Origin of the sequence: Streptomyces sp. P3 (assembly GCF_003032475.1) — a bacterium.
GTDB lineage: Bacteria > Actinomycetota > Actinomycetes > Streptomycetales > Streptomycetaceae > Streptomyces.
This window is the reverse complement of record NZ_CP028369.1, coordinates 2,934,560-2,953,366: the sequence shown is the minus strand read 5'-3', so window position 1 is coordinate 2,953,366 and position 18,807 is coordinate 2,934,560. Positions and strand designations below refer to the sequence as shown.

General features: G+C 73.2%; 19 protein-coding genes. 10 read left to right on the top strand and 9 right to left on the bottom strand.

Annotation, left to right across the window (positions count from 1 at the left end):
- Nucleotides 1-25: 25 nt before the first annotated feature.
- Entirely contained in the window at nucleotides 26-1,039 is a 1,014-nt protein-coding gene (locus C6376_RS13315) for a DMT family transporter (protein WP_254075931.1), read from the top strand.
- On the opposite strand, the gene hutI is transcribed toward C6376_RS13315, so the two are convergent.
- The 4 genes from hutI to hutU all read right to left on the bottom strand — a co-directional run bounded on the left by hutI (nucleotide 979) and on the right by hutU (nucleotide 6,507).
- Nucleotides 979-2,175, bottom strand: coding sequence for an imidazolonepropionase (gene hutI / locus C6376_RS13310; RefSeq protein ID WP_107443615.1), 1,197 nt, complete (start codon nucleotides 2,173-2,175; stop codon nucleotides 979-981). The two genes, C6376_RS13315 and hutI, sit on opposite strands and share 61 nt — an antisense overlap.
- A 74-nt stretch (nucleotides 2,176-2,249) precedes the next feature.
- A complete protein-coding gene (locus tag C6376_RS13305; RefSeq protein WP_107443614.1) occupies nucleotides 2,250-3,626 on the bottom strand; it encodes a formimidoylglutamate deiminase in 1,377 nt (458 codons plus the stop codon).
- Complete coding sequence (locus tag C6376_RS13300) at nucleotides 3,623-4,846, bottom strand: allantoate amidohydrolase (protein ID WP_107443613.1); 1,224 nt, start codon at nucleotides 4,844-4,846, stop codon at nucleotides 3,623-3,625. The genes C6376_RS13305 and C6376_RS13300 overlap by 4 nt, the downstream gene beginning before the upstream one ends.
- Nucleotides 4,843-6,507, bottom strand: a complete 1,665-nt coding sequence (hutU, locus tag C6376_RS13295) for a urocanate hydratase (RefSeq protein ID WP_107443612.1) — start codon at nucleotides 6,505-6,507, stop codon at nucleotides 4,843-4,845. Before hutU ends, C6376_RS13300 begins: the two co-directional genes overlap by 4 nt.
- Before the next feature lie 443 nt (nucleotides 6,508-6,950).
- Here hutU and C6376_RS13290 point away from each other — a divergent pair, with 443 nt between their 5' ends.
- From C6376_RS13290 to C6376_RS13275, 4 genes are read left to right on the top strand one after another with little or no spacing between them, the layout of a single operon-like run.
- Nucleotides 6,951-7,394, top strand: a complete 444-nt coding sequence (locus C6376_RS13290) for a hypothetical protein (RefSeq protein WP_107443611.1) — start codon at nucleotides 6,951-6,953, stop codon at nucleotides 7,392-7,394.
- The gene (locus C6376_RS13285) at nucleotides 7,391-8,374 is read left to right on the top strand and encodes a hypothetical protein (protein WP_107443610.1); all 984 of its coding nucleotides are present in this window, start codon (nucleotides 7,391-7,393) and stop codon (nucleotides 8,372-8,374) included. The genes C6376_RS13290 and C6376_RS13285 overlap by 4 nt, the downstream gene beginning before the upstream one ends.
- A gap of 34 nt (nucleotides 8,375-8,408) precedes the next feature.
- Nucleotides 8,409-8,939 carry a roadblock/LC7 domain-containing protein gene (locus C6376_RS13280; protein ID WP_107443609.1) on the top strand — a complete coding sequence of 177 codons (531 nt, stop codon included), beginning with the start codon at nucleotides 8,409-8,411 and terminating at the stop codon, nucleotides 8,937-8,939.
- Between the two features lie 20 nt (nucleotides 8,940-8,959).
- On the top strand, nucleotides 8,960-9,334 hold the full coding sequence (locus C6376_RS13275; protein WP_057578582.1) for a hypothetical protein: 375 nt from the start codon (nucleotides 8,960-8,962) through the stop codon (nucleotides 9,332-9,334).
- 13 nt (nucleotides 9,335-9,347) lie between these two features.
- Here C6376_RS13275 and C6376_RS13270 read toward each other — a convergent pair whose 3' ends face one another.
- The 3 genes from C6376_RS13270 to C6376_RS13260 all read right to left on the bottom strand — a co-directional run bounded on the left by C6376_RS13270 (nucleotide 9,348) and on the right by C6376_RS13260 (nucleotide 11,751).
- Nucleotides 9,348-9,932 carry a hypothetical protein gene (locus C6376_RS13270; RefSeq protein WP_107443608.1) on the bottom strand — a complete coding sequence of 195 codons (585 nt, stop codon included), beginning with the start codon at nucleotides 9,930-9,932 and terminating at the stop codon, nucleotides 9,348-9,350.
- Between the two features lie 125 nt (nucleotides 9,933-10,057).
- Nucleotides 10,058-11,002 (bottom strand): MurR/RpiR family transcriptional regulator, encoded by a 945-nt coding sequence (locus C6376_RS13265; protein ID WP_254075930.1) that lies wholly within the window; start codon nucleotides 11,000-11,002, stop codon nucleotides 10,058-10,060.
- Between the two features lie 206 nt (nucleotides 11,003-11,208).
- Nucleotides 11,209-11,751 (bottom strand): GNAT family N-acetyltransferase, encoded by a 543-nt coding sequence (locus tag C6376_RS13260; protein ID WP_107443607.1) that lies wholly within the window; start codon nucleotides 11,749-11,751, stop codon nucleotides 11,209-11,211.
- Nucleotides 11,752-11,971: 220 nt separating this feature from the next.
- Between C6376_RS13260 and C6376_RS13255 the strand changes: the two genes are divergently transcribed.
- On the top strand, nucleotides 11,972-12,418 hold the full coding sequence (locus C6376_RS13255) for a hypothetical protein (RefSeq protein WP_107443606.1): 447 nt from the start codon (nucleotides 11,972-11,974) through the stop codon (nucleotides 12,416-12,418).
- A gap of 483 nt (nucleotides 12,419-12,901) precedes the next feature.
- On the opposite strand, the gene C6376_RS13250 is transcribed toward C6376_RS13255, so the two are convergent.
- Nucleotides 12,902-14,290 carry a cystathionine beta-synthase gene (locus C6376_RS13250; RefSeq protein WP_107443605.1) on the bottom strand — a complete coding sequence of 463 codons (1,389 nt, stop codon included), beginning with the start codon at nucleotides 14,288-14,290 and terminating at the stop codon, nucleotides 12,902-12,904.
- Nucleotides 14,291-14,451: 161 nt separating this feature from the next.
- On the opposite strand from C6376_RS13250, the gene C6376_RS13245 reads away from it, so the two are divergent.
- The 3 genes from C6376_RS13245 to C6376_RS13235 all read left to right on the top strand — a co-directional run bounded on the left by C6376_RS13245 (nucleotide 14,452) and on the right by C6376_RS13235 (nucleotide 18,062).
- Nucleotides 14,452-15,480 carry an SGNH/GDSL hydrolase family protein gene (locus C6376_RS13245; protein WP_107443604.1) on the top strand — a complete coding sequence of 343 codons (1,029 nt, stop codon included), beginning with the start codon at nucleotides 14,452-14,454 and terminating at the stop codon, nucleotides 15,478-15,480.
- A gap of 271 nt (nucleotides 15,481-15,751) precedes the next feature.
- Nucleotides 15,752-16,972 carry an acetyl-CoA C-acetyltransferase gene (locus C6376_RS13240; RefSeq protein ID WP_107443603.1) on the top strand — a complete coding sequence of 407 codons (1,221 nt, stop codon included), beginning with the start codon at nucleotides 15,752-15,754 and terminating at the stop codon, nucleotides 16,970-16,972.
- Nucleotides 16,973-17,246: 274 nt separating this feature from the next.
- Nucleotides 17,247-18,062, top strand: a complete 816-nt coding sequence (locus tag C6376_RS13235; protein ID WP_107443602.1) for a hypothetical protein — start codon at nucleotides 17,247-17,249, stop codon at nucleotides 18,060-18,062.
- A 21-nt stretch (nucleotides 18,063-18,083) separates the two neighbouring features.
- Here the strand turns inward: C6376_RS13235 and C6376_RS13230 are convergent, their stop codons facing one another.
- Nucleotides 18,084-18,395, bottom strand: a complete 312-nt coding sequence (locus tag C6376_RS13230) for a hypothetical protein (RefSeq protein ID WP_173985633.1) — start codon at nucleotides 18,393-18,395, stop codon at nucleotides 18,084-18,086.
- A 103-nt stretch (nucleotides 18,396-18,498) separates the two neighbouring features.
- Here C6376_RS13230 and C6376_RS13225 point away from each other — a divergent pair, with 103 nt between their 5' ends.
- Nucleotides 18,499-18,726, top strand: a complete 228-nt coding sequence (locus C6376_RS13225) for a DUF4287 domain-containing protein (protein ID WP_020128488.1) — start codon at nucleotides 18,499-18,501, stop codon at nucleotides 18,724-18,726.
- The last annotated feature ends 81 nt before the right edge of the window (nucleotides 18,727-18,807 follow it).

Here is an 18,807-nt window from a genome sequence, read left to right as displayed (position 1 = left end):
CCGTCACCTGCTCATGAGGAGCCCCGTGCCCGTCTCCCCCGCATCCCCTTCCTCCGCCGTCTCCCGACTCGGCCGGCTCGCCGACGTCCCCGTGCTGCTGGTCGCCGTCGTGTGGGGGTCCAGCTACCTCGCCGCCAAGGGCGTCACCACCGCGGACACCGTGCTCGCCGTGCTCGTGCTGCGGTTCGCCGTGGTGCTGCCGGTGCTGGTGGCCGCCGGACGGCGGCGGCTGCGCGCGCTCAGCGGCACGCAACTGCGGGGGGCCGTGCTGCTGGGACTGATCCTCGCCGGCATCTTCCTGCTGGAGACCTACGGCGTCGTGCACACCTCCGCCACGAACGCCGGGCTGATCATCAGCCTCACCATGGTCCTCACGCCCCTCGCGGAGAGCCGGGTGCACGGGGTGCGGCTGCCGGGCACGTTCCTGGCGGCCGCGGGCCTGTCGGTGGCGGGCGTGGCCCTGCTGACCCAGGGGGCCGGGTTCACCGCTCCGTCGGGCGGTGACCTGCTGATGCTGGGGGCGGCCGTGGCCCGGACCGTGCACGTGCTGGCCATGGCGCGGATGGAGTCGGTGCGTGGCGCGGACGCGTTGTCCCTCACGACCGTGCAACTGGGCGGCGCCGTCGCCGTGTTCGCCGTGCTGGTGGCCGTGCCGGGGACGGGAGCCTCGCCCTGGGCCGCCGCGGCGGCCTTCGACGCCTGGGACTGGGCCGGCCTGGTCTACCTCTCCGTCTTCTGCACCCTCTTCGCGTTCTTCGTGCAGATGTGGGCCGTCCGCCGTACGTCGCCGTCCCGCGTCAGCCTGCTGCTGGGGACCGAGCCGGTGTGGGCGGCGGCCGTGGGCATCGCGCTCGCCGGGGACCGGCCGGGATGGCCCGGGTTCGCGGGCGCGCTGCTGGTGCTCGTCGGTACGGCCTGGGGGCGGTCGGCGGCGGACCGGGGGCGGGAGGCCGCCGACGCCCCCGCCGGCCAGGGGCCTCAGACGACCCGCACGCCTCGCCGCCACACCCCCGAGACCAACGGCACGCCCGGCCGGTAGGCCAGGTGGACGTGGCTCGGCGCGTCCAGGAGGGTCAGGTCGGCGTACGCGCCGGGGGCGATGCGGCCGACGTCGGTGCGGCGCAGGGCCGCGGCCCCGCCCGCCGTGGCGGACCACACCGCCTCGTCCGGCGTCATCCCCATGTCCCGCACGGCGAGCGCGACGCAGAAGGGCACCGACGAGGTGAAGGACGAGCCCGGGTTGCAGTCCGTGGACAGGGCGACGGTGACGCCCGCGTCCAGCAGCCGGCGGGCGTTCGGCCACTGCGCCCGGGTGGAGAACTCGGCGCCGGGCAGCAGTGTGGCGACCGTGTCGCCGCTCGCGAGCGCGTCGACGTCGGCGTCGGTGAGGTGGGTGCAGTGGTCGGCGCTGGCCGCGTCCAGCTCGACCGCCAGTTGCACGCCGGGGCCGTGGGAGAGCTGGTTGGCGTGGATGCGGGGGTGCAGCCCCCTCGCCTTGCCCGCGGTGAGGATCGCGCGGGCCTGGTCGCCGTCGAAGGCGCCCTTCTCGCAGAAGACGTCGATCCAGCGGGCGTGCGGGGCGCAGGCGTCGAGCATCTCACCGGTGACCAGGGCGACGTAGCCCGCCGGGTCGTCGGCGTAGTCCGGGGAGACGATGTGGGCGCCGAGGTAGGTGACCTCGTCGGTGTGGGCGGCGGCGAGGCGCAGGGCGCGGGCCTCGTCGGCGACCGTCAGGCCGTAGCCCGACTTGGTCTCGAAGGTGGTGGTGCCCTGGCGGAGTGCCTCGGCGAGGAAACGGGTGAGGTTGGCCTCCAGTTCCGCGTCGGTGGCGGCCCGGGTGGCGGCGACCGTCGTGCGGATGCCGCCCGCGCTGTACGCCCGCCCCGACATCCGGGCGTTGAACTCCTCCGTGCGGTCGCCCGCGAAGACCAGGTGGGAGTGGGAGTCGACGAATCCCGGGAGCACCGCCCGGCCGTCGGCCCGGACCCGGTTGTCAGTGGCGGGTGCTTTGCTTGATTCACCGGTCCACACGACGCGGTCGCCCTCGATGACGACGGCCGCGTCCCGGATCAGGCCCAGAGGAGAGCAGTCGCCGAGGGAGGGATCGTTGGTGACCAGCGTGGCGATGTCGGTGATGGCGGTGCTGGTGCCGGTCTGGCCGGTGCTGCTGCTCATCGTCGTGTCCTCGTGGCTGACGGGGGTGGGGGCTGAGGCGGAGGCGCGGTCGACGACCGTGGCCGGTGGCGGTGTCAGGCGTGCAGGGTCGCGACGGCCCGCGCGAGGGCCTGCGGCACGTCGGGGACGAGGGTGTGCGCCCCGTCGCGTACGACGTGCCGTCCGGCCACGACCGTGTGCCGTACGTCCGCCGCGGTCGCCGCGAATACGGCCGTCTCGGCACCGAGCCGGGGCAGCGGGCCCGCTGTCCTGACCGAGTCGAGGGCGATCGTCGTGAAGTCGGCGGGCGCGCCGGCCTCCAGGACGCCCGCGTCCGGGTTGCCGAGGGCGGCGTGGCCGTCGGCGGAGGCGGCGCGCAGCAGGGCCGCCGCCGTCCAGTGGCCCCGGGTGCGGGTGCGCAGCCGTTCGTTCAGCTCCATCGCGCGGGCCTCTTCGAGCAGGTCGATGACGGCGTGGCTGTCGGAGCCGAGGGAGAGCGGCGAGCCGGCGGCCTGGAGGGCGACAGCCGGACCGATGCCGTCGGCGAGGTCCCGTTCGGTCGTCGGGCACATGCAGGTGCCGGTGCGGGAGCGGCCGAGCAGAGCGATGTCCTCGTCGGTGAGGTGGGTGTTGTGGACTCCGGTGGTGCGCGGCCCGAGCACCCCGTGCTCGGCGAGGAGCCGGGTGGGCGTGCACCCGTGGGCGGCACGGCAGGCGTCGTTCTCGGCGGTCTGTTCGGACAGGTGCACGTGCAGCGGCGCCCGGCGCTCGTCCGCCCAGCGCGCGACGGCCGCCAACTGGTCGGCGGGCACGGCCCGTACGGAGTGGATCGCCGCTCCGATCCGTGCGTGATCCCGTTCCTTGAGAAGTGAACAGCGTTCGGCCCAGGCGTCCGCGTCGCCGTCGGAGAAGCGGAGCTGATGGGCGTTGGGGGGCTGTCCGAAGCCGGAGGACAGGTAGGCGGTGTCGAGGAGGGTGATGCGCACACCGGCTTCGGCGGCGGCCTCGATCAGCGCCTCGCCCATGGCGTTGGGGTCGGCGTAGGGGGTGCCGCCGGGGGCGTGGTGCAGGTAGTGGAACTCGCCGACGGCCGTGATGCCGGCCAGCGCCATCTCGGCGTACACGGCGCGGGCCAGCTGGTGGTAGGTGTCCGGGGTGAGCCGGTCGGCGACCGCGTACATGACCTCGCGCCAGGTCCAGAAGGTTCCGGAGCCGACCTGGACGGTGCCGCGCAGGGCGCGGTGGAAGGCGTGGCTGTGGGTGTTCGCGAGCCCCGGCAGGGTGAGGCCGCGCAGGATCTCGGCGCCGGGCGGCGGGGCGTCGACGCCGGTGTGCAGGGCGGTGATGCGGCCGTCCGTCCCCACGCCGGTGCCGCCGCCCGCCGACACCGTGAGGGCGACGCCCGGCTCGACGTTCGTGCCGAGCCAGGCGTGCTCCAGCCAGTACGTCCGTGTCCGCTGTGTGGGAGTCACCGGCAGGCCAGTCCTTCCAGTACGTCGGCGAGGGCGTGCACCCCGGCCACGCAGTCGTCCTCGGCGGCGAACTCGGCCGGGGAGTGCGAGACGCCCGTGGGGTTGCGCACGAACAGCATGGCGGTCGGGATGCGGTCGGAGAGGATTCCGGCGTCGTGTCCGGCGCCGGTGCCGAGGACGGGGACCGTGAGCCGGGCGCCGCTGTCCTTGCCGAGGATGCGGGCGAGTTCGTCGCGCAGCGCGTGGTCGAACTCGACGACGGGCGTGAACGACTCCCGGACGACGTCCAGGTCGATGCCGTGGGCCGCGGCGTGGTCGCGGGCGGCCCGCTCCACCCCGTCGACGACCGTGTCGAGCGAGGCCTGGTCGGCGGCGCGGGAGTCGAGCCAGCCGCGCACCAGGGAGGGGATGGCGTTGACGCCGTTCGGCTCGACGGAGATCTTGCCGAAGGTGGCGACTGCACCCGCGAGCCGGGCCTCGCGGCGGGCGGCGAGGACGGTCTCCGCGTACGGCAGCATCGGGTCGCGCCGGTCCTCGAGTCGGGTGGTTCCGGCGTGGTTGGCCTCGCCCCGGAAGTCGAACCGCCAGCGCCCATGCGGCCAGATGGCGCTGGCGACGCCCACCCGGTCGCCGCTCAGGTCGAGCGCCCGCCCCTGTTCGACGTGCAGTTCCACGAACGCGCCGATGCGGGAGAGCCGTTCCGGGTCCGGGCCGATGGCGTCCGGGTCGTGCCCGGCGGCCGCCATGGCCTGCGGGAGGGTGACGCCCTCGCCGTCGGTGAGCCGGTGGGCCTGCGCCACGGTGAGCTGTCCGGCGGTGAGCCGGGAGCCGACGCAGGCGAGCCCGAAGCGCGCGCCCTCCTCGTCGCCGAAGTTGACCAGGGCGAGCGGCTTGGTGAAACCGGCTCGGCGGGCGCGCAGTTCGTCGAGGGCGGCGAAGGAGGACACCACGCCGAGCGGGCCGTCGAAGGCGCCGCCGTCGGGCACCGAGTCGAGGTGCGATCCGGTCACCACGGCGTCCCCGGCCGCCGGGTCGCCGAGCCAGGCCCACTGGTTGCCGTTGCGGTCGACCTCGTAGGTCAGCCCGCGCGCCTCGGCCTGTTCCCGGAACCAGGCCCGGCAGTCCGCGTCGGCGGCGGTCCAGGCGTACCGGCGGTAGCCGCCGGAGGCGGAGTCGCGGCCGATCGGCAGCAGCTCCGCCCACATGCTGTGGAAGGTCACGCGTCGTCACCTTCGCGCAGGGGCACCCGCACGCCCCGTTCGTCCGCGACCGACTCCGCGATGTCGTACCCGGCGTCGACGTGCCGGATGACGCCCATGCCGGGGTCGTTGGTGAGGACACGGCGGACCTTCTCGCCGGCGAGTGCGGTGCCGTCGGCGACGGTCACCTGGCCGGCGTGGATGGAGCGGCCCATGCCGACGCCGCCGCCGTGGTGGATGGACACCCAGGAGGCGCCCGACGCCACGTTGACCATGGCGTTCAGCAGCGGCCAGTCGGCGATCGCGTCGGAGCCGTCGAGCATGGCCTCGGTCTCGCGGTACGGGGAGGCGACGGAACCGGAGTCGAGGTGGTCACGGCCGATGACGAGAGGGGCGGCCAGTTCACCGGACGCCACCATGTCGTTGAAGCGCTCGCCGGCCCTGTCGCGCTCGCCGTAGCCGAGCCAGCAGATCCGGGCCGGCAGGCCCTGGAAGTGGACGCGCTCACCGGCCAGCTTGATCCAGCGGGCCAGGGACTCGTTCTCCGGGAAGAGGTCGAGGATCGCCTTGTCGGTCTTGGCGATGTCGGACGCCTCGCCGGACAGGGCGGCCCAGCGGAAGGGGCCCTTGCCCTCGCAGAACAGCGGGCGGATGTAGGCGGGGACGAAGCCGGGGAAGGCGAACGCCCGCTCGTATCCGGCGAGTCGGGCCTCGCCGCGGATGGAGTTGCCGTAGTCGAAGACCTCGGCCCCGGCGTCCAGGAAGCCGACCATCGCCTCCACGTGGCGCGCCATGGACTCGCGGGCCCGGGTGGTGAAGCCGGCCGGGTCCTTCGCGGCGGCGTCGGCCATGTCCGCGAAGTCGATCCCGGTGGGCAGGTAGGCCAGCGGGTCGTGGGCGGAGGTCTGGTCGGTGACGATGTCGATGGGGGCGCCCATGGCGAGCAGTTGCGGCACGAGGTCGGCGGCGTTGCCGAGGACGCCGATGGAGAGCGGCTTGCGCTGGTCGCGGGCCTCTACGGCCAGTTGGAGCGCGTGGTCCAGGCTGTCGGCCCTGACGTCCAGGTAGCGGTGCTCGATGCGGCGGTCGATGGCGCGCGGGTCGCAGTCGACGCAGATCGCGACGCCGTCGTTCATCGTCACGGCGAGCGGCTGGGCGCCGCCCATGCCGCCGAGGCCGGCGGTGAGGGTGATCGTGCCGGCGAGGGTGCCGCCGAACTTCTTCGCGGCGACGGCGGCGAAGGTCTCGTAGGTGCCCTGGAGGATGCCCTGGGTGCCGATGTAGATCCAGGAACCGGCCGTCATCTGGCCGTACATGGTCAGACCGAGCTGCTCGAGGCGGCGGAACTCCTCCCAGTTGGCCCAGTCGCCGACGAGGTTGGAGTTGGCGATGAGGACGCGCGGGGCCCACTCGTGGGTCTGCATCACGCCGACCGGCCGGCCGGACTGGACGAGCATCGTCTCGTCCTGCTTGAGGGTCCGCAGGGTACGGACCATCGCGTCGAAGGAGCGCCAGTCCCGGGCCGCCTTGCCCGTGCCGCCGTAGACGACGAGTTTGTCGGGGTGTTCGGCGACCTCGGGGTCGAGGTTGTTCTGCAGCATCCGCAGGGCGGCTTCCTGCTGCCATCCCAGGGCGCTCAGTTCCGTACCGCGCGGCGCTCGTACGGGGCGGGGTCCTGACATGGTCTGCCTCCTTGCGGACGGGTGATCCCGGCGGGCTTTACTGCCGTTATTCACATCCTGACCCGCTGAATAGAGCTAGTCAATACGGCCGCACGGCGGAGCCCTTGCCCGGGCGCGACGGGAGAGGCGGTCGACGCGGGGCGACCGGGAGGCGGGGAGCGGACAAGGAAGGGGAGAGAGGAGGGCGGCCGGACGGACCCCGACGGGGGCGTGCGACATCGCCGTCACCACCCTTCGTACACCCGTGCACCGTGGCGCGCACCGGTGGGCGCGGTGTTGAAGGGACACGGGACGCACCGCGGGCACGGAAAGTGGTCAGTCGACCCACCTTAGTCACCGCTCCGCATGTTCCGCCGGAAAATGCCAGAAGACTCACCCCTGGCGTACACGTTGCGTAGCTTCTTCATCACTCAGCCGAACGGCGGGCGGGAGGGGAGCCAACTGTGCCCGGAATCGACGAGTGTCTACTGGAGGCCATGCGGCTGCCCGGCGCGCGGGGCGCGGCGCTGGTCGACTGGACTAGCGGGCTGGCCCTGGGCGCGGTCGGGGAGTTCCCCGGCGGCGACCACGAGGCGGCGGCCGCCGAGGCCGCGGAGGTCGCCCGGCTGACGGCGGAGCAGCGGGCGTTCACACCGGACGGCCACGACGGTCCCTTCGGCCGGGAAGACCGCGAGGGCGTGACCGGGGCCGTCCCGGCGGCGCCCGCCGATCCCCCGGTCGAGGACCTGATCATCAGCAACCGGGACAGCTACCACGTGCTCCGGTTCGTGCCGACATCCTTCGACAGCAGCGTGTTCCTGCACGTGTGGCTGGCCCGGTCGGACGGCAACCTCGCTCTGGCCCGGATCAGGCTGGGCGAGATGGCCGAACGGCTGGTGCTGGGATGACGGCGCTGAGAACGACCCCGCCCGGCACGACCCCGCCGCCCCGGCTGCCCGTCCGGGAGAAGTCGGCGGCGCAGGGGCAGGGCGGCGCGCTGTCTCCGATGCTGAACCGGCTCGCCGCCGAACGGGCGACGGGCGTCCTGGAGCGCGAGCGAGGCTCGCTCTACCTCGCCGAGGGGCGGGTGGTGCACGCCGAGAGTCCCCTCGCCCCCGGCCTCGACGTGCTCCTCCTGACCCACGGCACCCTCTCCGCCGCCGTCTGGCAGGACGCCGTCGACCGGGCCGACGAGGACTACGGCGTCGCACGTCTGCTGCTCGACGCCGGCCGTGTCCCGCGCGGCGCGCTGGAACTGTGCCACCTGGAGGCGGTGTTCGACGCGGCGTACTTCGCGCTCGCCCCCAGCAGCACGCCGGGCCGCTTCCACTACGGTGCCCGGCACCGGCTCGGCGCCCTCAGCCCCGTCCCGGTCGGCGCGGTCGAGCGCGAGACACTGCGCCGCCGGGCGCTGCTGGAGCGGCTGTGGCCCGACCCGGCGACCGACGGATCGCCGCTGCGCCGGGCCGAGACCGTCGCCTCGCCCGCGCCGACCGCCCGGCAGAGCGCGGTGCTCGCTCTCGCCGACGGGATACGCACCGCGCCTGAGATCGCCCGCGAGCTGGGCCGACAGGCCTTCCACACGCTGGTGGACGCCCGGCGGCTGGCGGCGGCGGGGCTGCTCACCGCGCTCTTCCCGCCGCCCGGCCCGCACCGCCTGCCGACCGGATTCCCGCCCCGCCACGCACTCCCCACGACCGGGTCCCCCACGGCCGCAGCGCACGCACCCGGAGGGCCGGCGGCCGGCACCCCGAGCGGAGCCCCGGCCGCCGCGGGACCCCCCGCACACCCCGCCCCCGACGCCCCGCAGGGCATCGCCCTGCCCCGCGTCAACGACCCCGACATCACTCTGCTGAAGAGGCTCAGGGATGCGCTGGAGGCCCTTTGAACGGCAGCGACCGCGCGCCGAGAGGAGTGAGCTGATGGCTTCCGCGCCCGAGATACTCGACGAGCTGAGGCGACTGCGGGCGCGGGTGCCCCAACTGACCGGCGCACTGGCGGCCGGTGTGGACGGACTCGTCCTCGCCCACGACACCCCGGGCGTCGAGCCGGAGGTGGTCGCCGCGCTGACCGCCGCCGCCCTGGGCGTGGCGGTGCGGATGGCGGACACGACCGGCCAGGGCGACTTCCGCGAGTTGCTCGTGCGCGGCCGGTACGGCTACGTCTCGACGTACTCGGCCGGCGAGAACGCCGTGCTGACGCTGCTCGCGCAGGACCGCGTCAACGTCGGCCGGCTGCACCTCGAGGGACGCCGGGCCGGCGCCCGCATCGGGGAACTGGTCGACGCGCGGGAGGCGACGGCGCGATCGGCCGCGGCGACCGCCCCCGTGAAGGCGCCGCCCAAGCCGCCCGTGAAGGCGCCGGTGCGGACGCCCGCGAAGCCCACGACCGTACGGACCAGATCGGCGCGCGGCCCAGCCACCACCAACGCGCGCACCACCACGGAAAGTTGAAGGAACCGAGGAGCACAGTCATGGCCAATACCGAGACCTGTCTGAAAGAGGCGCTCGCCTCCATCGAAGGCGCCACCGGAGTCGCACTCGTCGACTACACCAGCGGCATGGCGCTGGGCACCATGGGCGGCGGCAAGACGTTCGACCTGAACGTCGCCGCCGCCGGCAACACCGACGTGGTGCGCGCCAAGATGCGCACCATGGAACACCTCGGCCTGAAGGCCCAGATCGAGGACATCCTGATCACCCTGTCCGACCAGTACCACATGATCCGGCTGATCAGCGGCCGCGGCGGCAACGGCCTCTTCCTCTACCTGGTGCTGGACGCCAAACGGGCCAACCTGGCGATGGCCCGCCACCAGTTGAAGCGGATCGAGGAGGACCTCGAGGTGTGAGGGACCTAGCGCCCTAGACCAGCGCGGCGGCGCGGCGTCGGGATCCCCCCGGAGCCGCGTCGCCCGCCGCGATGCCGGTACTGCGGTACGCCTTCACGGTTTTGCCGGCGGGGCGTCCGCCGCGTCGGTCCAGCCAGTCGACGCGCACCCACAGCAGCGCGTCGTCGGCCAGCTCGCGCCGGCCCAGCCAGGCGGCCTTGAGCCACAGCCCCACCGCGCAGCCGGCGAGCAGCATGCCGCCGGCCGCGGGTACGGCGAACGAAGCGCCCAGCGCGGCGAAGAAGGCCGCAAGCAGCCACCGGCGATGGCCGCGCCGCCAGGCGCGGACGGTCACCGCCCGGTCCTGGAGCACGTCGTGCTTGCCCGCGCGGACCGCGCCACGCCCGAGCTCCATGAACCGACGGCGGCCGCGCACCGCCGTGACCGCCGCGGCCACGAGGAACAACGCGGCCCCGGCCCACACCCCGATCCGCCGCCCGGTCAGGCCGGGCACCAGGACCCCGACCCCGGCCGCGAACACCCCGCACCACCACAACGGCGCGGCCCCGGCCCGTACGACGACGGCCACCCGAACCAGCCCCTGCACTCCGCGCGCCACGTCCGCCTCCTCGTCACTCCGGCTCCCTCTCGTGGCCGTTCAGCGTAGTCAGCGAAGGTGAGACGAGTCTGAGAGTCCGGCGAACCTGAATCCGAGAAATCGGGAGTCCGGTCACCTGGGGTCCCCTACTCCACGAAGAGGCCGCGCGTCGCCGCCCGCGCGTCGAACTCCTCCAGCCGGGCCTGCGCGTCGGGCAGGTCGTCGCACATCGCCTCCAGCAGCACCCGCCCCAGCAGCATCGGCGCGCACGCCGTGTCGAAGGCGAGCCCGGTGCCGACGGCGGCCGGCAACAGCAGGTCGGAGACCTTGGCGACCGGTGCGAACGCGGAGTCGGCGACCGTCACCACGCTCAGCCCGGCCTCCCTGGCATAGGCCAGGGTGTCGACGACCTCCCGCGGGTGGCGCGGCAGGGCGAAGCAGAGCAGCGCCGAGGCGCCGGCCCGGACGGCGGCGTCGATGCGGTCGTGGATCATCGTGCCGCCCTCGTGCAGCAGCCGTACGTCGGGATGCACCTTGGCGGCGAAGTAGGCGAAACCGTATGCCTGGGAGGCGGCGGCCCGCAGTCCGAGCACCGGCAGCGGCCGGGAGGCCGCCAGCAGCCTTCCGGCGCGCTGCACGGGCCGCGGATCGGCGAGCAGTTCGGCAAGGTGCCGCAGGTTCTCGATCTCGGCCTGGACGGCCTGCTGGTAGGCGTTGAACGAGGCCGGGCCCGGCGTCCGGTCGGCGGGGGCGACCTCGCGCAGGTGCTTGCGCAGGGCGGGATAGCCGTCGAAGCCGAGGGCGACCGCGAAGCGGGTCACGGACGGCTGGCTGACCCCGGCCAGCTCGGCCAGCTCCACGCTGGAGAGGAACGGCACGTCCGCGGCGCGCCGCACCATGCTGTGGGCGATGCGCCGCTGGGTCGGCGTCAGCCGGTGGCCTTCGAAGAGCGCCTGCAGCCGGGCCGCCGGGCTGTCCGGCGGCGCCGCACCCGGCCCGCCCGCGCCCGGCCCCGCTCCGGACGCCGGCCCCGTCCCGGTCCCCGCTCCCGACCGGCCCGCGTCCGTCCCCGCGTCCGTCTCCGCGCTCATGCCCGCTCCCCCTTCAGCCGCCCGCGAACCGAGCCGTCCACAAGACTATTCAGCTACCACGCACTCTGCATGACGTCATACAGCCAGGCAAGGGAGCCCAGAAGACCGAAGGCGCGCCGGGCGGGTCGGACAGCTCAGGCGGGGCATGCCGGTCAGCCGGGTCAGGCCCGCCCGGCGGACCGGGCGTCGGGCGGACCGGGGCGAGGTCAGGCGGAGCGCCGCAGGCCCCAGGTCTGCAGGGCGTAGGGCCGCCCCTTCTCCTCCCCCTCGATCAGCGGGACGTCGAGCAGGCGGAAACCCGCCCTGGTGGCCACGGCGACGCTCGCGGCGTTCTCGGCCTCCAGCTCCAGGACCACCTGTGCCACGTCCAGCTGCTCGAAGGCGTACGCGGCCATGACCCGTACCGCCCGCACGGCCAGCCCCCGGCCGCGGTGCGCCGGCCCGACCGCGTAGCCGATCTCCGCGCCCTCTGGCGTCCGGCGCAGCATCACCTCGCCGAGGGGTGCGTGGCCGTCGACGGTGACGGCGAGCAGGACGGTCGTGCCGTCCGCCCGCAGCCGCCGGGCCCGGTCCAGCCGAGCGCGGGCGGCCGCCGCGTCGAAGGGGGAGACGATCGGCGTCCAGTACGCGATGTCGGGGTGGTCGAACAGATCGGGCATCGCCGCCAGGTCCGCCTCCGTCCAGTCGCGCAGGACGAGATCTTCTTCCACGAGCTCGATCCGGTCGGGAAGGGACGGCGTGCTGCTCATGGTGAAGGACCTCCCGGGCCTGTTCGGGACCGAACAGCCTAACCGTGTGCGGTCATCGGTTCACCGGATTTCCGCGGCGGCGGTCGCACACCGCGGACGCACCGCCCGGAGCCGCGCAACCCTCGCGCGAAGACGGGGAGGGAGGGCCCGGCGGCCCCTACTCCGCAGAGGGGGGCTGTCCCCAGTGCGACGGGCGGGCGCGCTCTCTAGCCTGGAGCCCATGACGGGACGGGAGACCACCATGGAAGCGCGGGACACGGACCTGAAGAAGGACCTGGACGCCACCCTGCAGACCCGCAGGGAACTCGGCGAGGAGTACGAGTCCGCGCTGGTGGACTCGTTCCTGGAGAAGGTCGACCAGCGCATCGACGGCGCGGTGGAGCGTCGGGTGCGGCGGCAGTTCGCGGAGCAGCAGATGGCGGCGGCCCGCCACTCCCGCTCGCCGAAGGCGACGGACTCGTGGGGCGAGCGCTTCGGCTTCGGCATCGTCTCGCTGGTGCTGGCGGTCCCGCTGTCCGGGGTCGGCGCGGGCACCGCGGGCCTGCGGGGCCTGATCGTCTCCTGGGTGGGCATCGTCGGCGTCAACGTGGTCCAGGCCGCCCGCACCAATCCCGCTCTCTTCGCCGGCCGGCGCCGCTCGCCGAAGGACGGCGACTGGGAGGAGTGACCGGCGGCTCGAGGCGCCCTCGGCCCGCGGGCGGGCGTGAGCGAGCGGGGGGAGACCGTGCGAGAAGGGACTGTGCGCGCGGTGAGCGGCGGGCGCACACCGACATGGTGCGCGGAAGAAGTACGTGCACGGAAGGGGTGTGCGCGGGGACCGCCGCACCCCCGTTGCCGGGGGGCGGGACGACGGCGGTCCCCGCGAGGGACGCGGGCCGGGTCAGGCCGGGTCGCCGCGTCCGTGGCGTCGGTGGAAGGTCCGGGAGCCGCTCCGGAGGTCCGTGACGCCGTTTCGGTGCCGGCCGGGGAGCCGCTCCCTGCCGACATCCACAAAGATGCCGGACGCGTGTTAACCGGGTGCTGCGTGGACGTGACGCGCGCGTACCACTTCCGCGAAGTCCACCACTTCGGTGGGGAAACGGAAGTTCAGCGCCCCGAGGGGCCGTTCACCGCAGGTTTCCCCGGAATCACGACCCCTGTCACGCAAACGTCACTTGCCGCCCCTGGCCAGGAAAGCCAGCAGGTCCTGGCGGCTGACGACCCCGGTGGGCTTGCCCTCGACGAGGACGATCGCCGCGTCGGCGGTGCCGAGCACGGACATCAGGTCGCCGACCGGCTCACCGGAGCCGACCTGCGGCAGCGGCGCGGACATGTGCTTCTCCAGCGGGTCGCCGAGGGAGGCCCGCTGGGTGAACAGCGCGTCGAGCAACTCCCGCTCCACGACCGACCCGACGACCTCGGCGGCCATGACGTCGGGGTGCCCGGCGCCCGGCTTCACGATCGGCATCTGCGAGACGCCGTACTCGCGCAGCACCTCGATGGCCTCGCCGACGGTCTCGTCCGGGTGCATGTGGACGAGGGACGGGATGGCGCCGTGCACCTTGTCGTTGAGGACGTCGGCGACGCGGGCGCTGGGACCCTCGTCCTCGAGGAAGCCGTAGTCGGCCATCCACTCGTCGTTGAAGATCTTGCTGAGGTAACCGCGGCCGCTGTCGGGCAGCAGGACGACCACGACGTCGTCCGGGCCGAGCCGCTCGGCGACGCGCAGGGCGGCCACGACGGCCATCCCGCAGGAGCCGCCCACCAGCAGGCCCTCCTCCTTCGCGAGCCGACGGGTCATCTGGAAGGAGTCCTTGTCGGACACCGCGACGATCTCGTCGGCGACCGTGCGGTCGTAGGCGGTCGGCCAGAAGTCCTCGCCGACGCCCTCGACGAGGTACGGCCGCCCGGACCCGCCGGAGTACACGGACCCCTCCGGGTCGGCGCCGACGACCTGTACCCGGCCCTCACTGGCGTCCTTCAGATAGCGGCCGGTGCCCGAGATGGTGCCGCCCGTGCCGACGCCCGCCACGAAGTGGGTGATCCGCCCCTCCGTCTGCTCCCACAGCTCGGGGCCGGTGGAGTGGTAGTGGGAGAGCGGGTTGTTCGCGTTGGAGTACTGGTCCGGCTTCCACGCGCCCGGCGTCTCGCGCACCAGCCGGTCGGAGACGTTGTAGTAGGAGTCCGGGTGCTCGGGGTCCACGGCGGTCGGGCAGACGACGACCTCGGCGCCGTAGGCCCGCAGCACGTTGATCTTGTCCGTCGACACCTTGTCGGGGCACACGAAGATGCAGTGGTACCCCTTCTGCTGGGCCACGATGGCGAGCCCGACACCGGTGTTGCCGCTGGTCGGCTCGACGATCGTGCCGCCGGGCTTCAGCTCCCCGCTCTTCTCGGCGGCCTCGATCATGCGCAGGGCGATGCGGTCCTTCACGGAGCCGCCCGGGTTGAAGTACTCCACCTTGGCCAGGACGGTCGCCCGGATGCCCTTGGTCACGCTGTTGAGCTTCACCAGCGGGGTGTTGCCGACGAGGCTGATCATCGAGTCGTGGAATTGCACCGTTGTCTCCGGTTGCTTGCAAAAACAGTGGTCGTAGTGGTGCCGCCAGAGTACGGGGCGGGCTCTGACCGAAGCGGCATGTTCACTCCTCGTCGAGATTGGACGACCGTCCGTACGGGGCAAGGAGTGGGTGTACGGACACGAGGAGGTGGCGTCGAGGCATGACGAGCATGTCGAGGGCGAGAGTGGCCCGGCGCATCGCGGCCGGCGCGGCCTACGGCGGTGGCGGACTCGGGCTGGCCGGCGCGGCGGCGGCCGGCCTGGTGCTGGCGGAGATGCATCTGGCCCGGCGCCAGGTGAACAACGGGGCGCATCCGCACGTCCCCCAGGCCGACGGCCGCTACGGCGTCGCCTACGACGCCCCCGGGCCCGGCAGGGAACCGCTGCGGCTGATGATGCTGGGAGACTCCACGGCGGCGGGCCAGGGCGTGCACCGCTCCGGTCAGACGCCGGGGGCCCTGCTGGCGTCGGGGCTGGCGGCGGTCGCCGAACGCCCCGTGGAGTTGCGCAACGTGGCGCTGCCCGGGGCCCAGTCCGACGACCTCGACCGCCAGGTCGCGTTGGTCCTGTCGGACACCGACGGGCCGCCCGACGTCTGCGTGATCATGATCGGCGCGAACGACGTGACCCACCGAATGCCGCCGACCCGCTCGGTGCGGCATCTGTCCGCGGCGGTGCGGCGGCTGCGCACGGCCGGCGCGGAGGTCATCGTCGGCACCTGCCCCGACCTGGGCACCATCGAGCCGGTCCAGCAGCCCCTGCGCTGGCTGGCCCGGCGGGCCTCGCGCCAGTTGGCGGCGGCCCAGACGATCGGCACGGTCGAGCAGGGCGGCCGCACGGTGTCGCTGGGCGACCTCCTGGGCCCCGAGTTCGAGGCGAACCCGCGCGAATTGTTCGGCCCCGACCACTACCACCCGTCGGCGGAGGGGTACGCGACGGCCGCGATGGCGGTCCTGCCCACGGTCTGCGCGGCCCTCGGGCTCTGGCCGGCCGACGAGGAACGCCCGGACGCCTCCCGCCACGAGGGCTTCCTGCCGGTCGCCCGGGCGGCGGCGGAAGCGGCTTCGGAGCCCGGTACCGAGGTGACGGCCGCGATGCCGACGGGCCCCCGAGGCCCCTGGGCCCTCCTGAAGCGCCGCCGCCGCCGGAGGGTGTCGGAATCGGAGCCGACCTCCTCAACGAACGCCTGACCGCACCCGGCGACACCTGCCCCGCGGGCCCGTCGGCCCGCCGGGGGTCGTGAGGGTCGGGGGGCGAGGGCCGGGGTAAGCCCCAGGCCCCGCCCGCGGCCTCACCCGCACGCCTCCGGCCCTGCCGCCGGAGGCCCCGCCGCCGGACGCAAAAGCAAGCGCTTAGTAAATTGCGGCCAGGGTCACACCGCCACCCGCGTGACCCAGCCCATACGTACGGGTAACTTCCCAGGAAGCCGTCCCCCGTAAGAATCTCGCCAATGGAGCCGTGATGCCCGAAGCCGTCATCGTCTCGACCGCCCGCTCGCCCATCGGCCGCGCTTTCAAGGGCTCCCTGAAGGACCTGCGCCCGGACGACCTCACCGCCACGATCATCCAGGCGGCCCTCGCCAAGGTCCCCGAGCTCGACCCGAGGGACATCGACGACCTGATGCTCGGCTGCGGCCTGCCCGGCGGTGAGCAGGGCAACAACCTCGGCCGGATCGTGGCCGTGCAGATGGGGATGGACCACCTCCCCGGCTGCACGATCACCCGCTACTGCTCCTCCTCCCTGCAGACCAGCCGGATGGCTTTGCACGCCATCAAGGCCGGCGAGGGCGACGTCTTCATCTCGGCGGGCGTCGAGATGGTCTCCCGGTTCACCAAGGGCAACTCCGACAGCCTTCCGGACACCCACAACCCGTTCTTCGCCGAGGCCGAGGCCCGCACCGCGGCCGTCGCGGCCCAGGAGGGCACCACCTGGCACGACCCGCGCGAGGACGGCCTCGTCCCCGACGCCTACATCGCCATGGGGCAGACGGCCGAGAACCTCGCCCGCGTGAAGGGCGTGACCCGCCAGGACATGGACGAGTTCGGCGTCCGCTCGCAGAACCTCGCCGAGGAAGCCCTCAAGAACGGCTTCTGGGAGCGCGAGATCACCCCGGTGACCCTCCCCGACGGCACGGTCGTCGCCAAGGACGACGGCCCGCGCGCCGGCGTCACCCTCGAGGGCGTCCAGGGCCTGAAGCCGGTCTTCCGCCCCGACGGCCTGGTCACCGCCGCCAACTGCTGCCCGCTGAACGACGGCGCCGCCGCGGTCGTCGTGATGAGCGACACCAAGGCCCGCGAGCTCGGCCTCACCCCGCTCGCCCGCATCGTGTCCACCGGCGTCTCCGGCCTGTCCCCCGAGATCATGGGCCTCGGCCCGGTCGAGGCGAGCAACCAGGCGCTGCGCCGGGCCGGCCTCACCATCGACGACATCGACCTGGTCGAGATCAACGAGGCGTTCGCCGCCCAGGTGATCCCCTCCTACCGCGACCTCGGCATCGACCTCGACAAGCTGAACGTCAACGGCGGCGCCATCGCCGTCGGCCACCCCTTCGGCATGACGGGCGCCCGCATCACCGGCACGCTCATCAACTCCCTCCAGTTCCACGACAAGCAGTTCGGCCTGGAGACGATGTGCGTCGGCGGCGGCCAGGGCATGGCCATGGTCATCGAGCGCCTCAGCTGAACCACCCCTGAGTGACCGCTTCGACACCAGCTGTGACGAAATGGCCCGGACTCCGGAAAGCACCCGGACTCCGGGCCATTCTGTGATCCAATCTCCCCCAGGATGTGACCTATCTCCCTCCTCGGAGGGGTTCACCCAGCTCAGCGCCTTTCGGCAGTAAACCGGAGGACCAAAATCCTGCCCGTTTCGTGACGTTACGCACTGACAGCTGGATAGTCCGCCCTTCAAGCTGCTGTAGGAAGTCGGGGGTCGACTTGAAACCGGGAGTACGTCAGTGAGCGCCATGCCGATCGCGTTGCTGGTCACCACGGCCGCCACGGGCGCCGTGGGCGTCGCCGTCCTGCGCACCCTCATGCAGTTGCGCCGGCAGGTCTCCGCCCTGCACCTCCAGCTCGCCAGGAACGCCGAGGACGCCGCGGCGGACCTGCGCGGCTTCGTCCCGGCCGCCCGCACCACCGCCGACGCGGCCGAGATACGCGCCGCGGTCACCGAGGCGCTCGCGGAGGAGCGGGAGCGGGAGCTCGCCGAGGCGCGCGCGTTCTGGGCCGCCCAGGAGGCGCGTGACGCCTCCGACGCCCCGTCGCTGCTGGGCCTGCCGGACAGCGAGCTGTTCCTGCCGCGTCAGGCCGACCTGCTTGGCCTGGAGCCGGTGGCCGAGTCGGCAGCGGACGCCGACGAGTTCGCCGGGGAGCTGGCCGGGGAAATGGCCGGGGACTCGCCCGAACTGGCCGCGGCCCGCCGCCGGCACCCGTCACACCCCGACTTCGTGCCGGTGCAGTCACCGGTCGTCAACGACCACGAACGCACGGTCGCCGCTCTCGAGGAGCTCGCCTCGTCGCAGATCGAGCTGACCGACGTCCGGCCCGGCCCGCTCGGCACTCTCGACGTCTACGTCTTCGCCGACGGCACCACGCTCTGCATGACCCCGGGCCACCGCGAGACGGCCGAACGGCTCTCCGCGGCCCTGACCGCGGGCCAGACGCCGTTCCTGCTGGGCGGCTCGGGCATCTCCGGCGCCTACACCCTGACGTTCCAGTGCGGCGGGGACAACGTCTACATCCTGGCGGACCGCGTCATAGCGAGCCTCTGAGCGCCCCGCGGATCCCGGACGTCACACACCCGCCCGCTTCTGCGCCTGCGCCACCAACTCCACAGCCTCGTCGACCTGGCCCTCGTCCGTGAGTACGAGGGCCAGGTCGTGCGCGGCGACGGTGATCTGGTCGGCGGCTGCGAACATGCCGGCGTCGGGCATCTCCCGCAGGGGTGTTCCGGGCTCCTCGATGAGCTGGGTCCGCCGGGCCATCTCCCTCGCCAGGGCGAGCGCCTCGGCGGCCGCGCCCCGCTGCAGCCGGCTCTGCGGGGCGGCACGCAGACGATCGGCGAAGTGATCCACCGCACGGGTCAGGGAGGTCGTATCAGCCACGCCGCGAGACTACGCGTCGCAGCGGGACTGTTGCCAACGGGCGAACTGTCGGGCACGGTGACCTGAGGACCGGCTTACATCCCCTTTGCTACCGGAGGCGCCGATGTCCCATGTCCTCTCCGAGGAGACCCACCGCAACATTCTCGCCCGCATCCCCCATTGCACCGGTCGTGAAGTCGCCGACTGGTTGCGCACCGTCGACGAAGGCCCCGCTCTCCGCTTCGAGGAGAAGGTCAGCTGGCTGCGCGCCGAGCACAACCTCGCGTACGGCCACGCCAAGGCGATCATCCACGAGTACGACCTGAGGAGGGCCGCGCGCAAACTGCTCTAGCGCGCACGCGACACACGGAGAAGGGCCCCGGAATCGTGATCCCGGGGCCCTTCTTCTCACCGTCGTGCGCCGGCGCTCGCG